This is a genomic window from Bradyrhizobium sp. STM 3561, from assembly GCF_045571455.1.
GTDB classification, from domain to species: Bacteria; Pseudomonadota; Alphaproteobacteria; order Rhizobiales; family Xanthobacteraceae; genus Bradyrhizobium; species Bradyrhizobium vignae.
Window position 1 is genome coordinate 5,387,598 of sequence record NZ_CP120695.1, and the last position, 18,009, is coordinate 5,405,606.

Sequence of the window (18,009 nt, forward strand, 5' to 3'; positions counted from 1 at the left end):
GAAATTAAAAAAAGCCCTTGCGGGCCAATCTCTTAAGGGTGGTGGGCGCACCAGGGCTCGAACCTGGGACCCGCTGATTAGGAGTCAGCTGGTCTTGTCCGCATCAGATCGAACTCGGCGTGGCAGCAAATCGCGAAGTTGGCCGATACGGCGAATCCTTGGAATCCTTGAAAGAGAAGGGATTAAGTGAAGTAACCGATCTTCACTTGGTCGCGCGCTTCCCTTCAGAAGATTTGCTTCTCAGCAAGGATTCGTTTTCCGGTGAAAAAACAAGAGCTGCGCTGCTACCGTTTTGCTACGGGGAGGTTTCGCGCATTGCGCTGCGGCCTTCAACCCAGCTAACCTGCTGATAAGACGGGTGAGCGGCCCGAGACATAGGTGACAGAACGTACCGGGCACATGGGTTACACTTTCCGCTTTTGTTCTGCGGGAGGTGTGGATGCCGTGGAAAGCGAGTTCGGTAATGGAGGAGCGCCTTCGCTTTGTCGCCCGCCTGTTGGACGGGGAAGCCATGACGGATGTCTGCCGGGAGTTCGGCATCTCCCGTAAGACCGGCTACAAGATTTTCGATCGCTACAAGGAACATGGCCTGGAGGCGCTGAGCGACCGCTCCAGGCGGCCGGTTCGCTACGCCAATCAACTGCCGGCCCAGATCGAGACGCTGATTGTCCAGCTCAAGGCCGAGAAGCCGCATTGGGGGGCCCGCAAGATCCGCGAACTCCTGGTGCGACGGCTCGACGGCGATGTCCGGGTGCCGGCCAAAAGCACCATTCATGCGGTGCTCGATCGCCACGGCCTGGTCAGGCGGGGCGGCGGGCCGCGCCATCGCGCGCGCGGCACGTCGCTATCGCAAGGGACTGCCCCGAACGATGTCTGGTGCGCCGACTTCAAAGGCGAGTTCAAGCTTGGCAACAGCCATTACTGCTTCCCGCTGACCGTCAGCGATCATGCCGCGCGCTTCCTGCTGCTGTGCGAGGCGCTCGACTCCACGCGCGAGGAGCCTGCCATGACCGCCTTCGAGCGCCTGTTCCGCGAGCGCGGCCTGCCGCTTGCCATTCGGTCCGACAATGGCGTGCCGTTTGCCAGTCCCAATGCCTTGTTCAATCTTTCCAAGCTCTCGGTATGGTGGCTCCGCCTCGGTATCGCCATCGAGCGCATCAAGCCAGGTCATCCGCAACAAAATGGCCGGCACGAGCGCATGCACCTCACCCTCAAGAAGGAGGCCACCAGGCCGCCTGGCTTCAACAGCCTGCAACAGCAGGAGCGCTTCGATGCCTTCGTGCACGAGTTCAATACCGAGCGCCCCCACGAGGCGCTCGGCATGAAGTGCCCTGCCGAGGTCTACACGGCCTCAGCGCGGGCCTATGCCGGCCTGCCGGAGTTGAGCTATCCCTTCCACGACCGCGACGTCGTCGTCACTGCCTGCGGCCGCCTCTGCCTGCATCGCAAGAGGATCAACATCTCAACCGTCCTGGCTGGCCAGAAGCTCGGCATCAAGGAGGTCGACGAGGGCATCTGGCTCGTCAGCTTCATGCATTACGATCTCGGCTATTTCGATCTCGAACAGAAGACCTTGCAACCTCTCGACAACCCGTTCGGTCCGAGGCCCATCACCGATGTCCCCGCCACGACCACGGCGCCCTGACGGAGACGCGCTCTTGTGCATTCTTGGCATGGAAGGCCACTTGCTTGGCTCCGCTGTCGCGGTCAACCCCCGAAGCCCGAAGGGGCGCGGCACGCGCGGGGTTGACGGCGATAGCGCGAGCCGAGCAAAAATAGCCGTGCCATGAATGCGTCACGCTGAAATGCAGCAGATTGCAGGCCATCTCAATTTGAAGCGAACTTGGAGCAGATGACTTTGAAACCCCGCGACAACCCGATCGGCACGAGGTTGTCACCCATCTCTTAGGTACGTTTCGTTACCCATGTCTCCGGGCCGGACAGGTAATTCATGGTAGCGGGGGAGCGCTACCGCCTTTCCCCACACCAACCAAACCTACGATATCTTATCCCGTCCTTCGCATGAGGCAGTCCGCTAGATCCGCGCTAAGCTCTTATGAATGCATTTGGTGGCGTACTTGGAAACGTGACGAACCTCTGTATCTGACTAAAGCGGCAGAATTCGGGAAAAATCGAACAGTGGCTCATGTTCGTCGACACCTTCGTACAGCCGGCCACAATTGCCGAGACCACTCCGCTGGCTGCGCAGTTTCTATTCGGAAAGCACTGGGCGCCTCCCAGCCTTGACTGACCGTTGCCCTCCGAAGGCAAAGGTCACACGTCCAAATCGTTTCGCCGATCCAGCACCATGTCCAGATAGTCGTCCTTGCGCCGGCTCAGAGCGGTGTTGCTCATGCTCGCTCCGTCCGTCGCCCCGGGCGACGGCGTTGCGTCGGACCGAACCGCGGCAGCGCGCGCACGCCGCCGCCTCCCGCGCGTTCAGGCCGGCGAACGCTGGCCTCGCCCCGCAGAGTCGCTGCGGTAGCGGCTGGCCGAGGTCTGGTAGTACCGCGCGCAGATGGCCGCCATGGCCTCGATCAACGATCCCCAGGGCGCCGGAAAGCGTTCTTCCGCCATCACCCGGTGCAGCATGCGCGTATAGCCGGCCAGTTCGTCGCTGAGGAACTCCACCACAGGCATAGCTGGATAGCGCTGCAGCAGCAGGATCGCCGCGTTGTCGGCCTCGCCAGCTGACGTGTCCTTGTCGCGTCCATGCAGATCGTTCTGCAGGCGCCCTATTGCGGAGATGAGCCGCAGGACCTGGCGAAACGCCGGACGCGCGCGCAAGGTCGCCATGTCCAGCCCCCACAGCAACGACAGGCAACAGAACACGTTGGCGTAGGCTATCGAATCGATGCCGTTATGCAGGTACTCGGCGTAGGACCAGCGTTCCGGCCCTGCCGCCTGCGCGTGTCCGGCGCGGAGCGCCGCGCAGTAGCGCCTGGTATCGGCGAGAAGCTGAGCATAGTCGCGATGATCGTAGGCTAGCGCGGCCAGCGAAGCGCGCAGCACAGCGCAGCCCTCGAATCCGGGGAGCGCGCACGGCTCGCCCTGCCCCAGCGCCTGCTCCACCGCGGCGAGCTGCTCCGGCACGATCAGGCCAAGGTCGTTGCAATCGTCGAGCCAGAACAGCAGCGCCAGTTCGCGATAGAACGCCAAGATCAGTGTTTCGTCGTGCGGATCGCGACCGGTGCGGACGCTTATGTCGCGCAGGCTCGGGCGGATACGCTGCAGAATGTACTGGCCGCCGTTCACCGCTTCTACGGCATGCTCGTCGGCGAACCCGGTCAGGGTACGCCCCCACTCCAGCACCTGATGCAGCGCGCGTTCTGCCTGGATCATGGCGTCGCTCCTACTCTCTCGGTCAGGACGGGCCGCCCCAACGAAGCGCCAGCCACAAGCCGGCGAGTTCGGCCACGCGCACGACCCGAGTGGGGCAATACAGTTCCTTGCCGATCCACAATGGCGTTTTCGGCAATGCATGCGCCGCATGGCGGGCGAGCATCCACTCTAGCGCACGCGCCACCACCTGTGCGATGCGCCGGCGCCCTGGGGTTTTTTCTCTCTCGTCCATCACGCGTAATGCGAACAACGCATAGGCGGTTTCCTCGAATGTGGACGCGCGACCGGCGCCCCAGCCGCCGTCGCCGCGCTGCGCCCGCAGCAGTGCCGCCAGCGCGCGCTCGTCCCGCCACTCGGGCTTGCCTTGCGCCAGCGCAGCGACCGCATGCGCGGTGGGATACAGCCACGAAACGTGCCATTTTTCGTTGTCCCAGAGACCGTGCGGGTTGCGACTGGCCTCGACGTAGGCGCTGGTGCCGGCGGCGGGCTTTCCCAGCAGTCGCAACGCATGCAGGGCGTGGATGTTGGTCGACAGCGAGGCATTGCGCTCGCCGGGGAAGGTGACGAACAGCTCGCCGGTTTCAAAATGGCGCAATGCATCGACCGCCGCGTCGCGGCCTGCAATGTGCAGGACGCACAACGCAATGGCGGTGTCGTCCGCATCAGCTGCGAAATGCAAGGCGGGGCCTAGACCGCGCACGCTCAGGCGGGCGTCGAGCTGTGCGACAATCACGCGGACCGGCTCGGCGAGCCCGGGATGCGCGAACAGTCCGGCCAGATGCAGGGTGTACAGCGACCAGCATGGCTCGAAAACATTGATCGGCCAGACGTTGGGAACGACGCCTTCGACGCCGCTGCGCGTCGCCCGCGATGCCATCCGGAGATACGCATCGGCGCGCCCGGCCTGCGGCGTGCTTCCCCGCGTCATGGCGTGCGCAAGCCACGCGGCAGTGGCCGCAGGACTGATGCCGATGCTGCCATCGTCATCCGGGCATGCGGTCGTCGGCGACGTCCCCCAGGCCTCCCAGGAGTGTAGCAACGGATGGCCGCTCGGCAACATCGCCGCCGCCGCCAGCTTGTCCAGGCACGCTTGCCGCAACGGCAACAGCGCTGGATGGCGCGGAAACGCTACGGTACCCAGCAAGGATGCGGCCTCACCGCAAAGCTGCGGCAGGATCAGCTCCGCGCCGATCGGCGCGTCTTCCGGCACCGCATGCGCGTAGGGATCGGGCTGGCGCTGGAGGAACCGGGTTGCCGCCTGGACTGCATCGGCAGCACCGGGAAGAGGATCGGCACGCTGCAATGCCAGTAACGCTGCCCAGGTGGACGCATGGCGGAACAGCGGGAAGTCCGCGCTTCCCCATCCGCCGTCGGCCTGTTGTTGCGCGATGAGCCACGCGTACGCGTCCTGCCGACCGGTGACGTTGCCGTGGAAGCGCAGCGCCCGCGCCGTGTCGTAGACAGACGGGCCGACGCTGCCACCATCGCTCACTTCGCTCAGCAGGACGCGCAATTCGGAAAGGATCTGTTCGGACAGCACGTTCACGCTGGATGTCCCTTATGCACACCAGTGAAAAGAACCGGGATCGGGCAGACGACGCGGATGTCGCGGCGTCGCATAGGCAGCGCCGGACGGCCGCCCTGCTCCGGCGCGGCGACGGTCCCCGATGCTGGCGCCGGTCCGGCGCGTAGGCTTGCGCGCAGGCCGCCGCGTACGCCGCGGCGGGCAACCGCTGCGATCTGGACCGCGATTTGAACAAAGTGCAGCATGGACCTCTGTCGCCGGTCGATCGCTGCGGCACGGGGGGCGTCTCCACGCGGGCGCGCTCATGCGCATGACGCGTGCTTGGATAGATACGCGTTGGCGCGCTGTAGGAGTTGTGCCAACCGTTCAGCACGCGACCCCAGCGGCGCGATCGCCTCCCCGGCATCGCGCAACAGATCCAGCGCGAAGTGGCGTGCTGCCGGCAGGCCCATGATCGACGCGCAGGTCGGCTTCTGCGCCGCCGCGTCCTTACCGGGGGTCTTGCCCAGCGTCGCGATATCCGCTGTCACGTCGAGAATGTCGTCGATCACCTGCAATGCCAGGCCGAAACAGGCGCTGTAGTGATCGAGCGCACAGTACAGCGCAGCGTGCGCGGCATTCTCTGCGACAGCGCATAGCGCGCCCATGCGAACGGACGCGCGCACTAGCGCTCCGCTCTTCATCTGGTGCATCGCCAAGATCCTGTCCAGCTCGACGTGCTTTCCAACCAGCGACAGGTCCCTGGCCTGCCCGCCTGCGGCACCCTCGGCTGACACCGCCTGCGCCAGTTCGCGCACAAGCGCGATACGGCTCTCGCCCGGCGCGCCGAGGCTCGCCAGGGTCAGGAAGGCGTGCGCCTGCAGCGCATCGCCGACCAGGATCGCAGTAGCTTCGCCGAACTTGACGTGCACGGTCGGAAGGCCGCGGCGAAGCACGTCGTCGTCCATCGCGGGCAGATCGTCGTGGACCAAGGTACAGGCGTGCATCATCTCAATGGCGGCGCCGACCTTATCTAGGATGTGCGCCGGCGCGTCGGCCAGTGTGCCGGCGGCCAGACATAGCAAGGCGCGGGTGCGCTTCCCCCCATGCAAGGTGGCGTAGCGCATCGCGGCCATCAGCTCGGTCTCACCGTCATGCTCGGCGCAGAGAAGACGCGCCAGCACCTGTTCGACCCGGTTTGCGCCCTCATGCATCCAGATCTCGGGCAGCAGCCCGCCGGATCCGTCGCGCGCCTGAGCGCCCAATCCGCCGAGCGCGGAATCACCAGTTATGTCATCCTGTGGCGTAGAACCGGGCTGCATGTTGTTCATGTCCTTGTCCCTGACAGGCGAGCCGCCGCGGTATTGTCTGCGTCGCACCGTGCGCGCGCGGAGTGCAGCAATGCCGCGCGTAGCCGGCACTGCTGCCGCGCCACAGGGGCATGTGATGCCAGCTCATGAGAATCCGATGCGTATAGTCATGGACGGATGTGCGGTCGGGTAATAGCGCCGGCCTTTTTCGACACCGCTCAGCAACCGCGGCCGCGCCCCGCCCTCGTGCATGGTCAGCGCCAAGGCGATGCAGAATTGCACCAGTTCCAGCCATGCCAGGTGGTAGCCGATGCAGACGTGTGGGCCGGTACCGAACTGCAGCATGTCCACCGGCCGGATCGGCTCGGTGCGTTCCAACCACCGCGTCAGGCGAAACTGATGAGGCGCCTCGTACAGCAGCGCCGAGGTCGAGAAATGCAGCACCGGGATGCATAGATCGGTGCCCGCGGGAATGCGCCGTTGGCCGAGTGGCAATTCACGCACTGCGCGACGCACCAGGAGCGGCGTCGGCGGATGCATGCGCAGCGTCTCACGGAACAGCGCTTCGGCGACCGGACACTGCGCCAAGTCCGCGTGCCGGGTCGGCACCGCGCCCACGCGTTGCGCCTCCTCGACCAGAGCGTCCCATAGCCCAGGCTGCCGCGCCAGCTCGATTACTATCCAGGCCATAGTCGAGGCCGTGGTGTCGTGACCACCGAGCAGCAGCAAGCGGATATTGGCGACTAAGACCTCATCGGAGAGCGCATCGTCGCTGCGATCGAAGGCGCTCACCATGTCGTTGATCAACCCGGTGCGCGCGGCATGTTCGCGCGCGTCGCGAACGAACTCCCGCAACCGCGCATCGATCCAGTCTTGGGCGGCGCGACCGCGCCGCAAGGGCAGTCCGGGCAGGTCGACCGGGGGCGCGACGATCAACTGCAGCAGTTGCCGGTACTTGCGACGCCATTCCGGCAGGTCCTGCGCGGGGATTCCCATGAGGCTGAAGATGAGTTTGAGCATTAGATCGCCGGTTTCGCGCAGGATGGTTACGTCTCCCCGGTCGCGCCACCTCTGCACCCACGCCCGGATGACGGGCGCGAACAGCTCGCCGATGCCAGCCTGGGTTAGCCCCGTGGGCAGGAACGCCGCCTGGATCGCACCGCGCGCCTGCCGGTGCGCGCCGCCGTCCTGGGCGACCAACGTTCCACCAAACAATTCGGGCGCGATATCTTCGATCAGCGCCGAGGACACGTCCTTGTGCCGGAGCAGTGCGATCGCATCCGGATCCAGACAGGTCACCATGTGTCCGGCAGGGCCGAAGTCCAGCCAGAAGTGACTGCCCAGCGTCCGTTCCGCACGCCGCAGCAGGCGCGGCAGGTCGCAGACGATGGCGGGAAGGTGCCCGACCAAGGGGAAAGCGCCGCGCACGACCGGGATGTCGTGCCGCAGCCGATCTCGACGGTTCAGCGGGTTGAGCAGCATGTCCATCACCAGCGCGGCGACGCAGCCGCTTCGGTGGTCTCGCCGGAAGGCGGCGCGGCGCGGCTGTTTCCACCGTCGGCGTACGTCGGCACATGCGCCAGCATGCCGCCGTCGATGCACACCACTTGGCCGGTGATGAACGCAGCATCGTCAGAGAGTAGGAACGCCACCAGCGCGGCCACGTCCTCGGGGCTGCCGACGCGCGGCAGGAGCTGGTGCCGGCGCAGATGCCGTTGCATGCACTCGTCCAGCTTGGCCAGGAGACGCTCGGTCATGATGAGACCTGGCGCAACCGCGTTGCAGCGGATCTGCGCATGACCGTACTGGGTGGCGAGCGAGGCCGATAGCATGTTCATCGCCGCCTTCGATGCGGCGTAGGACGTCAGCGTGGTGTCACCGCTGAGCCCCTGGCACGACGACATGTTGACGATCGCGCCACCGCCGCGGGCGATCATCCCTGGGATGGCCCGCCGGCAGCAGAGCAATGTGCCGCGCAGATTGGTTGCCATGGTCTCATCCCAGACCGCCAGGTCCAGGTCGAGGATCGCGCAGTCGCGCGGGGTCAGATGCATGGCGCCCGCATTGTTCACCAGGAGATCGACCGCACTGAAGTGCCGCTCCGCCGCATCGAACAGCGCTGCCACAGCCTGCGCCTCGGCGATGTCGATGGCCAGAGCCAGCGCGTGGCCCGCCTCGGCCGCGATTTGCGCGGCACACGTCGTGGCCGCCGAACCATCGATGTCGGCTACCACCACTCTGCCGCCCTCGCGCGCGATGGCGAGGGCGCATGCCTTGCCGATCCCGGCGCCGGCGCCGGTCACCACGGCCACCTTGCCTTCAAACCGTCCCATGGTGTCCTCCTGGATTGCGTTGGTCTCTCGCGGCATGCCGCTCCGTGTCCGCCGGAGAAGGCGCACTGTCGGCGCTGGCGCGCTCGTCACCGCGAGTTTCGCTTCTGATGACTCGAATGGCGGCGACCGGGCACTGGCTAGCTGCGAGCCGCACGGCCGCGTGCAGCGCCTGCGGAACTGTCGCCCGGCACACTTCGGCCACGCCGTCCGATTCGCGCTGGCGAAAAATACCCGGTAGCGTCAGCGCGCACTGTCCGCTGGTTCCGCACAGATCCTGGTCGACTAAGACTCGCATCACAGCCCCTGCGCATGCAGCCGCACCGGAAGCGCGCGGAACGTCCTAAGGAATGCGGAGGGCTCCCGGGTCGGCAGCTCGGCCAATGCCAGCGTGGGGAAGCGCGCCTGAATCCGCGGCAAACTTTCGGCCAACTGCACCCGGGCCAGTTGCGCACCGAGGCAGAAGTGGATGCCGTGACCGAAGCTCAGCATGATCTTCCCGTCGGTCGACATGCCGGGACTAGTGCCGTAGAACCGGGCAGGATCGAAGCGGTCGGGATCGGCGAAGGCGTCGGGGTCGCGATTCCCAGATGCGATCAGCACGCGCACGTCCGCGTTCTTCGGGATCACCACGCCGCATAATTCGATGTCGTGCTGGGCGATACGCGGAATGGAGCTGAACATGGCGGGCGCGTCGCAACGCAGGACCTCTTCGACGAATGCCTTCACCCGCATGGCGTCTCCCTGCAGCCACTGCCGCTGTTCGGGATAGGCCAGCATCGCCAGGACCGCATGGTCGATGGTCGCAGCAGTGGTGGCGAAGCCACCCAGCAGCATGCCCCACAACATGCTGATCAACTCCGCATCTGAAAGCGTGTCGGCATCATCGTCGTGTGCGAGGACCAGCATCGACACGATGTCTTGGCACGGATCGGTGCGCTTGCTCTGTATGAGAGCGCCGAAATAGGCCTTCACTTTGGCACTGGCCGCGTCCGCCGCGGCGAGCCGGGAATCGCTGGCGTGTGGGCTCAGGCCTTCCAGAATGGCGCCGATGCCCGCGGCGAGCCCGAACATGTCGTCCCGAGGCATGCCAAACAGTTCGGCGAAGACCAGTATGGGCACGGCCAGCGCGAATTCCCGATGCAGGTCCACGGCCTCCCCGCGCTCCAGCGCGGGCGCCAAGCCGTCCAGCCGCGCTTCGACGATCCGCGCGATGCTCGGCCGCAGGTTGTCGATCTGGCCCATGGTGAAATCGCGCGAGATCAGCCGGCGCAGATGCGTATGCGTCGGTGGGTCCTTCATCGCTAGCGTGGAGGCCAGCAGATTGAGCGACAGGCTGGTCGCCGCATGCGGAAAATAGCGCGCCAGTTCGCCCGGCGCCGGTCCCCGAAACGCATCGCCCGTGGCCTTGAGGGCCCAGTAGATGTCGGCGTGGCGGCTCAACAGAAAGAGGCCCGACGCCGCGCGATGCACCGGGTCGTGCTCGCGCAACCACCGCATGAACGGATACGGGTCGTGGACCCACGCCGGCGACCCGAGTTCGGCGAAGGCGTCCCGGCATGCTGCCGTGGTTTCTTGCACGTCCATCTTTGTTACCGGTTAGCTGGCTGATCTGACCGGTGCACGGCAGGTGCGCCGGCAAACCGCGGATACGGATCGCTTCCCCCAGCGCTGCTCCATCACCAGAAAACCGGGAACTCCTCGAACCCGCCAGTGATGATCTCCTTGCGCAACCTCGATTGTTCAGGCGCGACGGCTAGGCGCAGCGCGGGAAAGCGCTGGAAGATCGAACCGAACACCGCCTTGAGTTCCAGCCTGGCCAGCTCCCCGCCGATGCAGGAGTGCGGCCCGTAGGAGAACGCCAGGTGCGGCTTTTCCTGGCGCCCGATGTCGAAGATTTCCGGCTCGTCGAAATGGCGCGGATCGAACGATGTTGCCGGCAGGCCGACCAGCACCTTGCTCTCGGCGGGAATATGCACGCCCGCGATGGTCACGTCGGTCCTCGGATAGCGCATGATGCCGTCCCAGCCCGCGCCCGGCGGGTACATGCGCAGGATTTCCTCCACCGCGCTGTCCACCAGGGATGGATCGCCGACCAGGCGCTCGCGCTGTTTCGGATGGCGGAACATGGCCAGTAGGCCGCATTCGATCTGGGCGACGGTGCTCTCGTGCCCCGCCACCAACATGCCTGCCGCCAGGCCTATCGCTTCTTCCTCGGTCGACTTGCCCTGGGTCGACCGCCGCGAGCAGATCAATCAGCAGGTTGTCGCCCGGATCCTGGCGCTTATCCCGCATCTTGTCGCGAATGTAGGCGCGCAGCTCTTCCCAAGCCAAGCGCGACAGGCTGCGCGGGCCGCTTTCATGCTGGTGCGTCATCACTTCGTCGGACAGGCGAGCAAAAAGGGCATGATCCTCGTAGAGCAGGCCCATCAGGGCGCTGATGACCATGGCCGGAAGCGGAAACGAGAGGTGGCGCCGCAAGTCGGCGGGCTGGCGCTGGACTGCCAGGTTCTCGAATAACTGCGCAGCGATCGCCTCGACATGCGGCGCCAGCAGCTTCACCCTGCGGCTGCTGAAAGCCGGGGCAACGAGCGTGCGTAACCGGACATGCTCGCCCCCCTCGTGCGAGACGAGCCACCCCGGCGAACCGAGGATCACCGAATCCGGGGTGAACGCCGTCGGCGGCATTCCCGCCGGCCGGAACGCCGCGTCGGACCGCGCGGCCTTGGCCTCGTCGTAGCCTGTCACCCACCAGCCTTCGTGCCCGGACGGGAAACGCACGCGGTGGATCGGACCGTTCGCGCGTAGCGCCAACATCTCGGGCGAGGGCTCAATGTGATCGACGCGCCACATCGGCAGCATCGGCAGTGGTTGTTCGGACACGGTGGCACTTCACTCTCTAAACTATGGAAGGGCGGAAGGTGCCCGCAGGCGCTGTGGTCACCCTACGTGCGCTTGCGTTCACTTCTGTTCGTCGATGATGATCGGCGGGAAGGCAACCGAGTCCTAGGGCCTCAAGTTGGCTTTGGCCAGCTACCGAATCTTGTAGTAGCCCGCTAAGCGCCTGGTGCCGAAAAAACGCGGAAACTCTGTCGCCAGGCGCTGCATTTGGAAAACCTATTTTAAAGGGGTATCCGCCCATGTTGGTTGGTCTCATGCGCATCTGAGAACACGGACCTGCAGCGCGATGCGCTGCTCGGCTCGCCATCGTGACCTCGCTCAAGGACAATCGGTTCCGATCGCTGACCAAGACCCTGCACACGGCGACGCCCTCGGGCGAATTCCTGTTCCTAAGATCAAGGACTAGCTCGCCAAACGCGACTCGGTGCGCGTCGAAGGACAGCTGCCGGATCGCTTCATACAGGCGACCGCCGGGTGAGACCTGTAATGGTCCATGAATGCCCGGCTCAGCCCGCAGGAGAATAGCTACGGAAACACAACCCCAACAGCAACTCGACGGACCGAAGCGGCTGAATGGAATCGCCCGCGTCCCGAATAAATCCGAAGTCGTCACGTCAAAAGAGGAACCGGAGTAGCAATACGGGAGCGACCGAAACTGACAGTTTTCTCGCATATCGAGGTGGTTTATCTCGACGACCGCCAACGGAGAGCCTCATGTACATACCAACCCACTTTCGAGATGACGACATCGAGAACATTCGAGCGACAATCCGCTGCGCCCGATTGGCCAACCTAGTGACAGCGACATCAGATGGGCCACTTGCGACGCCTCTTCCGCTCTTCCTCGATGAGAGCGAAGGCGAACACGGCGCGCTATACGGGCACCTGGCGAAGGGCAATCCCCAGTGGCGCACGGCCCCGATCGGAGAAGCTCTGGCGATCTTTGCTGGCGCAGAGGCTTATGTGACCCCATCCTGGTATCCCAGCAAGCGACAAGCTGAACATGTGGTGCCGACATGGAATTACATCGCAGTCCACGCCCATGGGCCGATTGAGTTCTTCGAGGATCCCACTCGCCTGCTTGAGGTTGTGACGCGTCTGACGAATATCCATGAAACGTCACGTGCGACGCCCTGGGCCGTCAGCGATGCTCCCGCGGATTTCATCGCCGCTCAGTTGCGTGCAATCGTCGGCGTGCGCATCCCGATCACCATGGTCGAAGGCAAACGCAAGATGAGCCAAAACCGCCCCGCGCCTGATCGCATTGGTATCGCCACGGGCCTAGCGGCGAGCAAAATGGCACGGGACCAGGAAGTTTCAGCTCTTATCTTGGTTCAGGACTGAGACGATAATGTGCATGACCAGCAGCGCCGCAGCCATCTTACATCTACAGCTCTCATAGACTCCAGCGTCGGGCCATCAATTACCTCGCGAAATTCACGAACGGAAACGTCGCCTCGGGCTTGCCGCACTGCGCAGACACCTGTCGGCATTCTGACAAAGGGACAATCTCATGTCAGGTCCAGTACAACGCCCACAGTAAGCGTTCAGACTTTCGAAAGCCCATTCGACTTTGCGGATCCCGCGCCGCCTGGGATGGCCATTGGTTAAAACAAAGCGATCCAGAAACAGAGCCATATAAGCAACACTGCTCTCCACCTTCTCCAAACTCCATCTCGCCCTAGTGGCAATTACATTGTTGAACCAATTCGCGCACAAGTGCAAAGGCTTTGACTCGAGACTCGCGTCAGCGACATTTAATATTTTCGAGCCGCTCAACTCAGTTTAGGAGCATGAGCAAGCAAGAGCGGCTGCACTTGTATATGCAGACCACCGTTTGGTCCCAGAAAGAACCGTCATCGTCATAGTGAGCGATATGCCAGTTGAGACAGAACTTGCCAAAATCTGGGTCTCGTCAACATATCAAATCGTTGGATGATTTGTTTCCGAGACGCGCTTCCGCGCGGCAGGTCCCGACTACATGATTCATAACCATCATGAACTGTTACATATTCTACAGAAGCATTGCTCTTTCAACGCAGTTGCGTGATTACAAAAGCATAACGAGATCTGTCGTTGGCGCGCTCCTGCTGTCCGCTTCGCGTTCGACATTCGAAGGGGTGAGCTCGGAGATCGAGTTCTTTCTTAAGTCGCCCAATCACACGCTCAGTTCGAGGCTCGCGCCAAACGCCACTCATCATTCACTGCCCGTTGTCGAGTACATTTTTGTCTTTCGCTTGGCACGATGCTTGCTGAAGATCATTTGTTTCAAGGGGCGAGGAAGAACTGCAAGGGCTTGGAAAAGCAAGATGAGCACAAACGCTTTGATCGGAGGCGTCATTCCTGGTACCGATGTTGTGAAACGTGCCGCGCGGATCGGTGCCGAAGTCAAGAATATCAAGTTGTCAGGCGATCTACCGGATCAAACGATCGCCGCGATCAACAGCTTATTGCTCGAGCACAAGGTGATCTTCTTCCGCAATCAAGGCCATCTCAATGACGCCGAGCATGAGCGCTTTGCCGCTCGTCTCGGAAAGCTGGTGCCACATCCGATGCTCGGTCCTACCAAGGGGATGGCGTCGCTCCTCGAACTGGACTCCACTCGCGGCGGCGGCCGCGCCGACGTTTGGCATGCGGATGGAACCTTCGCCGACGCCTATCCCAAGATTTTGGTCCTGCGGGCCGTTGTAATTCCAGCGTTCGGGGGGGACACCGTGTGGTCGAACACAGCTGCCGCTTATCTTGATTTGCCGCCGCCGCTACAAGGGCTTGCCGAGGACCTATGGGCCGTTCACAGCAACGTCTTCGATTACGCCGGCATCGCGCGAGTCCGCGAGGTCGACAAGAAACATTTTGACGAGGTGTTCACCAGAACGGTTTTTGAGACCGAGCATCCCGTCGTACGCGTCCATCCCGAAACAGGCGAGCGGGCGCTAGTGCTCGGCGCCTTGGTGAAGCACTTTATTGGAATCCGCAAATACGACGGACAAAAGCTGTTCGATCTGCTCCAGTCTTACATCACCGTGCCCGAAAACACTGTGCGCTGGAATTGGTTAGAGGGCGATGTCGCGCTGTGGGATAACCGCGCAACGCAGCATTACGCGGTCAACGATTACGGGGACCAGCATCGCGTCGTACGTCGGGCCACGATCGAGGGGGACGTGCCTCTCAGTGTCGATGGCCGGAGCAGTGTAACGCGACTGAAGGTGACCGACTAACTGCACGTCGACGCCCAGCGCCCCGGCTGAAAACTGGGAAAAATTGGTAATCGGAGTTGTTTCGGGCAAACTCGAAAGCACACTTTCCGACGCCACATCTCAACTCTTGATGCCAACTCGGCAGCGCTTCGCTGTGCTGGCAACTATTTAGCGTGGGCAACGGCTTCGAGGAAATCACGAGCATCACTGTCCTTCGCCGGCGGCCGGTACGTGGCCTTCTCGTTTCAGTTTAGAAAATCCTCGGTCAGCGGCCATAAAGCGCGCCAACATGGGGCCGATGAGTTTAGTTGGATCGACCAGTTGACCACCCTGACGCGTAAGCACTTCTGCATATGCAATGAGATCACGATGCACGGCCGCGGGCAGCTCCGCAGTCACTTTGACCGGCTTGTCGTCTGGAAGCTCTCCTATTTTAAGTTTGGGCATGTTGTCACCCTCTATAGGGGGGAAGTATCAGATCATGATTGACAAGAACACGAACCGGGAAACCGGGTCGCACGGTCAGAGTAGGTTGGATGTTGAGACTGCGCCGAACCACCTGCTGGCCGGTCTGGTTCAGTGAGTCGGAGGCGCCGTGTCGCAATGCCTGGATGATCGCACTGTCGTTGCTGTTGGTGTCCGAGCCGGCACCCAGTTCGGTCCCGACCGCCAGAAACGTGGATAGTGCCGCGGCCTTGAAGAGCTCACCCCAGTGATTGTCGACCTGGTCTTCGAGGCCCGCATACCCGCCGGCGTCAGCGCCAGGCTGCCGCTCGAGAAAGATGGAACGTCCATTCGGCATGATCAGCCGGGTCCAGACGAGCAAGACGCGAGACTGGCCGAAACTGACCTGGCTATCGTAGATGCCGATCAGACGCGCTCCCTGAGGCACAAGCAGAAAGCGGCCAGTCGGCGTGTCAAAGACATTCTCGGTTACCTGCGCCGTAATTTGGCCTGGCAGGTCCGACCGGATTCCGGTGATCAGGGCTCCCGAAATAATCGTCCCAGCCTGCACGATATATGGTGAGGCCGGATTGGTGACGCGATCAGGGCTGACCGTGCGGCGGTCCACAGAGGCGTTGACGAAGGCAAGCTTGCGGTCCTGACCGTTCTCCGCCGATCCATCGTCGCCAGTACTCGTTGCCTTCGGTGGCACGACGCGGTCGCTTCCAACCGCCGCAGAGGTGGGCGGACGCAGTTCTCTCCCATTGGTCGAAGCGAACAGATGACTGATGCGGGCGGCCTCAGTCTCTTGATCCCGGCGCTGCTGGTCCGGATCAGCGCCGATCGTCGGCGACTGGCTTTGGGCCGCAAGGATCGGACGACCGAGGTCCCCAGGAAGCGGCGGACCCAGTTGCGGCATTGGCTGGCGTGGAATGCCAGCGTAGTCCTTCGGCAGCGTCGCAACGCCGTCGGCGATATTGTGATGGTCGGCACTGTAAAGCTCATCGGCCGCGTGGTCTCGAGGGTGACTCTTCTGCAGCGACCACAGCACTGCTCCGCCGACCACAAGCAGGACGACCGCGCTCCCTCCCGCAAGTACTTTCCGTGACAACCGTGTCACGCGCGGATGCTCCGCTCTCAAGCGGAAGCTCCTGGACTGATCCTCTTGTGTTTCAGGCCGAGCCGCTTGCTCCTGATCGTTTCCATTCCGGGTGTTCATGATGACGGCCTCCCGTCGGTCCGGACAATCCTGACCTTCTGCTGGTGCTCACCTCCCAGCCTGAGTTCTGCGGCCGCGAACAGCCGATCGACGATCAATACGTTGCCGTAAGCGCGATAGTTGACGAGTTCAGTCTTGCCGTCTGGACCGATGACGAAGAGCGGAGGCATCTCACCCTGCACGATGCCTTGCGGGAATTCGACATAGACCTTGCGGCCATCGTCATATGCGGCGAGCGGCCGCCAAGGAGGAGTGTCGCCTTCGATGGCATAGCGGGAGATACGCTGCGCCGGATCCGGAAGAACGGACTTCAGAGCAACTGAACGCGGCCGTTCGCGTGCCGCCTCAGGATAGTACCAGGCAACGTATGGCATGTATGGCCGTTCGCGGGAGCGGAGCTCGATCAGGTAGGTGCGCCGGTCAGTGTTGATCACAAGATTGGTCTCGATGGAAGCTCGGGTCGGCTTGACCAGGATATGGACGCGCCGTGTGTCGCCGCTCCCGCTCTCGGTATCGCCCACGACCCAGCGTACGGTATCTCCGGCTGCGATCGGCCCTGATCCCGTCAACTGTTCTCCCTCCTCGAGCGCTATATCCGTGATCTGCCCTGGTGCGGCGTAGATCTGGTAGAGCGCCCCGGGACTGTAGGCGTAGATTTGCGCCGCGTTGAAATAACCCCGCTTGCGCGGTTCGACCCGGGCTGCGCTATTTGCTGTCTCAACCCGGCTCACGGGTTCGACATCTTCCATCCCTCCCGACTTGCCGCCGAGAGCCGGCTTCCAGAGAGGTGGAACGTGAAGCGGCCGCGATCTGTCGTCGAGAGCCACCGGCGTCGCCGGTAACGGAGGCACTTCGGCGTCATAACTGATCTCCGGCGGAATGTAGGTCGCGCACCCACCGAGCACCGAGGAACCAAGCAAGACAGCAAACAAAAGTGCTCGCTTTGCGATCAAGAATTCGCGCCAAGTGGGACCGATCCCACAGTACGGGACGGGGCGCTTCGAATAGACGTCAAACAGCGTCTGGGTCACTGGCTCAACTCCTTTGACCAGTTGATGGCGCGGACGTAAACGCCAAGTGGATTCTTGCGCAGACGTTCGGCATCGCGGGGCGTCTCGATCACGATCGAGAGAATTGCAGTCCACCGCTCAGTCAAGCTCAACGAACCGTTGTCGTAGGTGCGCTGGGTCCACGCGACCCGAAAGCTCTCCGAAGAAGCACGAATGACGCTCGAGACGTCGACGGAGACTTGCGCCTTGCCCAGCTTGGCAAAGGGGTCATTGTTGCGCGCGTAGTCGTTGAGCGCAGCGGCGCCGCGATCGGTCGTAAAATCATAGGCCCTAAGCCAGTTTTGCCGCAGAACGATGCCGTCCGCTGGCAGGCCTCTGACATCTTCGATAAAGCGCGCCAGATGGTAAGCGATCTGCGCATCAGTGGGTTGATAGTCGACGTTGGCTGGCGCAACCCTTTGAGCCTGGCCGAGATGATCGACTTCGACTACCCAGGGCGTGATCGATCCCTCGCTCGATTGCCAGATAAGGCTACCCGCGAGGCCGGCCGATAGAATCAAGCAGCCGAACGCCATCAAGCGCCAGTTCTTGGCCTGCACGCGGGCAGATCCAATGCGTTCGTCCCAAACTTGCGCTGCCTTTTGGTAAGGCGTGATCGGCTCTGGCATGCGCCCGTAATGAACGGATGGTCGCTTGAACATCGATAATTTCCCCTGAGATCAAAGATGGGTCTTGAGTCGTGCGGTGCCCGG

Annotated in this window: 14 protein-coding genes and 1 pseudogene; 3 read left to right on the plus strand and 12 right to left on the minus strand. The window is 62.9% G+C overall.

Features of this window, described 5'->3' with window-relative positions; translation table 11 throughout:
* Positions 1-439: 439 nt before the first annotated feature.
* Positions 440-1,645 (plus strand): integrase core domain-containing protein, encoded by a 1,206-nt coding sequence (locus tag P6U28_RS25510; RefSeq protein ID WP_122400437.1) that lies wholly within the window; start codon positions 440-442, stop codon positions 1,643-1,645.
* Positions 1,646-2,439: 794 nt separating this feature from the next.
* Here the strand turns inward: P6U28_RS25510 and P6U28_RS25515 are convergent.
* From P6U28_RS25515 to P6U28_RS25550, 8 genes and pseudogenes are all read right to left on the minus strand, one after another.
* Positions 2,440-3,342: a terpene synthase family protein gene (locus P6U28_RS25515; protein WP_122401287.1), complete on the minus strand. Its 903-nt coding sequence runs from the start codon at positions 3,340-3,342 to the stop codon at positions 2,440-2,442.
* Between the two features lie 22 nt (positions 3,343-3,364).
* Positions 3,365-4,888, minus strand: a complete 1,524-nt coding sequence (locus tag P6U28_RS25520; RefSeq protein ID WP_209296019.1) for a hypothetical protein — start codon at positions 4,886-4,888, stop codon at positions 3,365-3,367.
* A gap of 281 nt (positions 4,889-5,169) precedes the next feature.
* Positions 5,170-6,168 carry a polyprenyl synthetase family protein gene (locus P6U28_RS25525; RefSeq protein ID WP_407123118.1) on the minus strand — a complete coding sequence of 333 codons (999 nt, stop codon included), beginning with the start codon at positions 6,166-6,168 and terminating at the stop codon, positions 5,170-5,172.
* A gap of 132 nt (positions 6,169-6,300) precedes the next feature.
* Positions 6,301-7,644: a cytochrome P450 gene (locus tag P6U28_RS25530; RefSeq protein WP_407120187.1), complete on the minus strand. Its 1,344-nt coding sequence runs from the start codon at positions 7,642-7,644 to the stop codon at positions 6,301-6,303.
* Positions 7,644-8,489: an SDR family oxidoreductase gene (locus tag P6U28_RS25535; RefSeq protein ID WP_129145608.1), complete on the minus strand. Its 846-nt coding sequence runs from the start codon at positions 8,487-8,489 to the stop codon at positions 7,644-7,646. The genes P6U28_RS25530 and P6U28_RS25535 overlap by 1 nt, the downstream gene beginning before the upstream one ends.
* A complete protein-coding gene (locus P6U28_RS25540) occupies positions 8,476-8,784 on the minus strand; it encodes a ferredoxin (RefSeq protein WP_122401282.1) in 309 nt (102 codons plus the stop codon). Before P6U28_RS25540 ends, P6U28_RS25535 begins: the two co-directional genes overlap by 14 nt.
* The gene (locus P6U28_RS25545; RefSeq protein WP_407120188.1) at positions 8,784-10,073 is read right to left on the minus strand and encodes a cytochrome P450; all 1,290 of its coding nucleotides are present in this window, start codon (positions 10,071-10,073) and stop codon (positions 8,784-8,786) included. The genes P6U28_RS25540 and P6U28_RS25545 overlap by 1 nt, the downstream gene beginning before the upstream one ends.
* 92 nt (positions 10,074-10,165) lie before the next feature.
* Positions 10,166-11,369: pseudogene (locus P6U28_RS25550) on the minus strand (cytochrome P450).
* Positions 11,370-12,101: 732 nt separating this feature from the next.
* Here P6U28_RS25550 and P6U28_RS25555 point away from each other — a divergent pair.
* Positions 12,102-12,731: an FMN-binding negative transcriptional regulator gene (locus P6U28_RS25555; RefSeq protein ID WP_122401280.1), complete on the plus strand. Its 630-nt coding sequence runs from the start codon at positions 12,102-12,104 to the stop codon at positions 12,729-12,731.
* 965 nt (positions 12,732-13,696) lie between these two features.
* Positions 13,697-14,605 carry a TauD/TfdA dioxygenase family protein gene (locus P6U28_RS25560; protein WP_407120189.1) on the plus strand — a complete coding sequence of 303 codons (909 nt, stop codon included), beginning with the start codon at positions 13,697-13,699 and terminating at the stop codon, positions 14,603-14,605.
* A 183-nt stretch (positions 14,606-14,788) separates the two neighbouring features.
* Here P6U28_RS25560 and P6U28_RS25565 read toward each other — a convergent pair whose 3' ends face one another.
* The 4 genes from P6U28_RS25565 to trbF are packed head-to-tail and all read right to left on the minus strand — an operon-like array spanning position 14,789 to position 17,958.
* Positions 14,789-15,031 (minus strand): DUF2274 domain-containing protein, encoded by a 243-nt coding sequence (locus tag P6U28_RS25565; protein WP_122401278.1) that lies wholly within the window; start codon positions 15,029-15,031, stop codon positions 14,789-14,791.
* Positions 15,032-15,035: 4 nt separating this feature from the next.
* Positions 15,036-16,247 (minus strand): TrbI/VirB10 family protein, encoded by a 1,212-nt coding sequence (locus tag P6U28_RS25570; RefSeq protein WP_122401277.1) that lies wholly within the window; start codon positions 16,245-16,247, stop codon positions 15,036-15,038.
* Positions 16,244-17,278 (minus strand): P-type conjugative transfer protein TrbG, encoded by a 1,035-nt coding sequence (gene trbG, locus P6U28_RS25575; RefSeq protein ID WP_407120190.1) that lies wholly within the window; start codon positions 17,276-17,278, stop codon positions 16,244-16,246. Before trbG ends, P6U28_RS25570 begins: the two co-directional genes overlap by 4 nt.
* Positions 17,275-17,958: a conjugal transfer protein TrbF gene (trbF, locus tag P6U28_RS25580; protein ID WP_407120191.1), complete on the minus strand. Its 684-nt coding sequence runs from the start codon at positions 17,956-17,958 to the stop codon at positions 17,275-17,277. Before trbF ends, trbG begins: the two co-directional genes overlap by 4 nt.
* Positions 17,959-18,009 lie beyond the last annotated feature (51 nt).

Bases quoted from the DNA above. Each gene is read 5' to 3' on its own strand.
- P6U28_RS25510 (WP_122400437.1), top strand. From the start codon at position 440: ATGCCGTGGAAAGCGAGTTCGGTAATGGAGGAGCGCCTTCGCTTTGTC.
- P6U28_RS25515 (WP_122401287.1), bottom strand. From the start codon at position 3,342: ATGATCCAGGCAGAACGCGCGCTGCATCAGGTGCTGGAGTGGGGGCGT.
- P6U28_RS25525 (WP_407123118.1), bottom strand. From the start codon at position 6,168: ATGCAGCCCGGTTCTACGCCACAGGATGACATAACTGGTGATTCCGCG.
- P6U28_RS25530 (WP_407120187.1), bottom strand. From the start codon at position 7,644: ATGGACATGCTGCTCAACCCGCTGAACCGTCGAGATCGGCTGCGGCAC.
- P6U28_RS25535 (WP_129145608.1), bottom strand. From the start codon at position 8,489: ATGGGACGGTTTGAAGGCAAGGTGGCCGTGGTGACCGGCGCCGGCGCC.
- P6U28_RS25540 (WP_122401282.1), bottom strand. From the start codon at position 8,784: ATGCGAGTCTTAGTCGACCAGGATCTGTGCGGAACCAGCGGACAGTGC.
- P6U28_RS25545 (WP_407120188.1), bottom strand. From the start codon at position 10,073: ATGGACGTGCAAGAAACCACGGCAGCATGCCGGGACGCCTTCGCCGAA.
- P6U28_RS25555 (WP_122401280.1), top strand. From the start codon at position 12,102: ATGTACATACCAACCCACTTTCGAGATGACGACATCGAGAACATTCGA.
- P6U28_RS25560 (WP_407120189.1), top strand. From the start codon at position 13,697: ATGAGCACAAACGCTTTGATCGGAGGCGTCATTCCTGGTACCGATGTT.
- P6U28_RS25565 (WP_122401278.1), bottom strand. From the start codon at position 15,031: ATGCCCAAACTTAAAATAGGAGAGCTTCCAGACGACAAGCCGGTCAAA.
- P6U28_RS25570 (WP_122401277.1), bottom strand. From the start codon at position 16,247: ATGAACACCCGGAATGGAAACGATCAGGAGCAAGCGGCTCGGCCTGAA.
- trbF (WP_407120191.1), bottom strand. From the start codon at position 17,958: ATGTTCAAGCGACCATCCGTTCATTACGGGCGCATGCCAGAGCCGATC.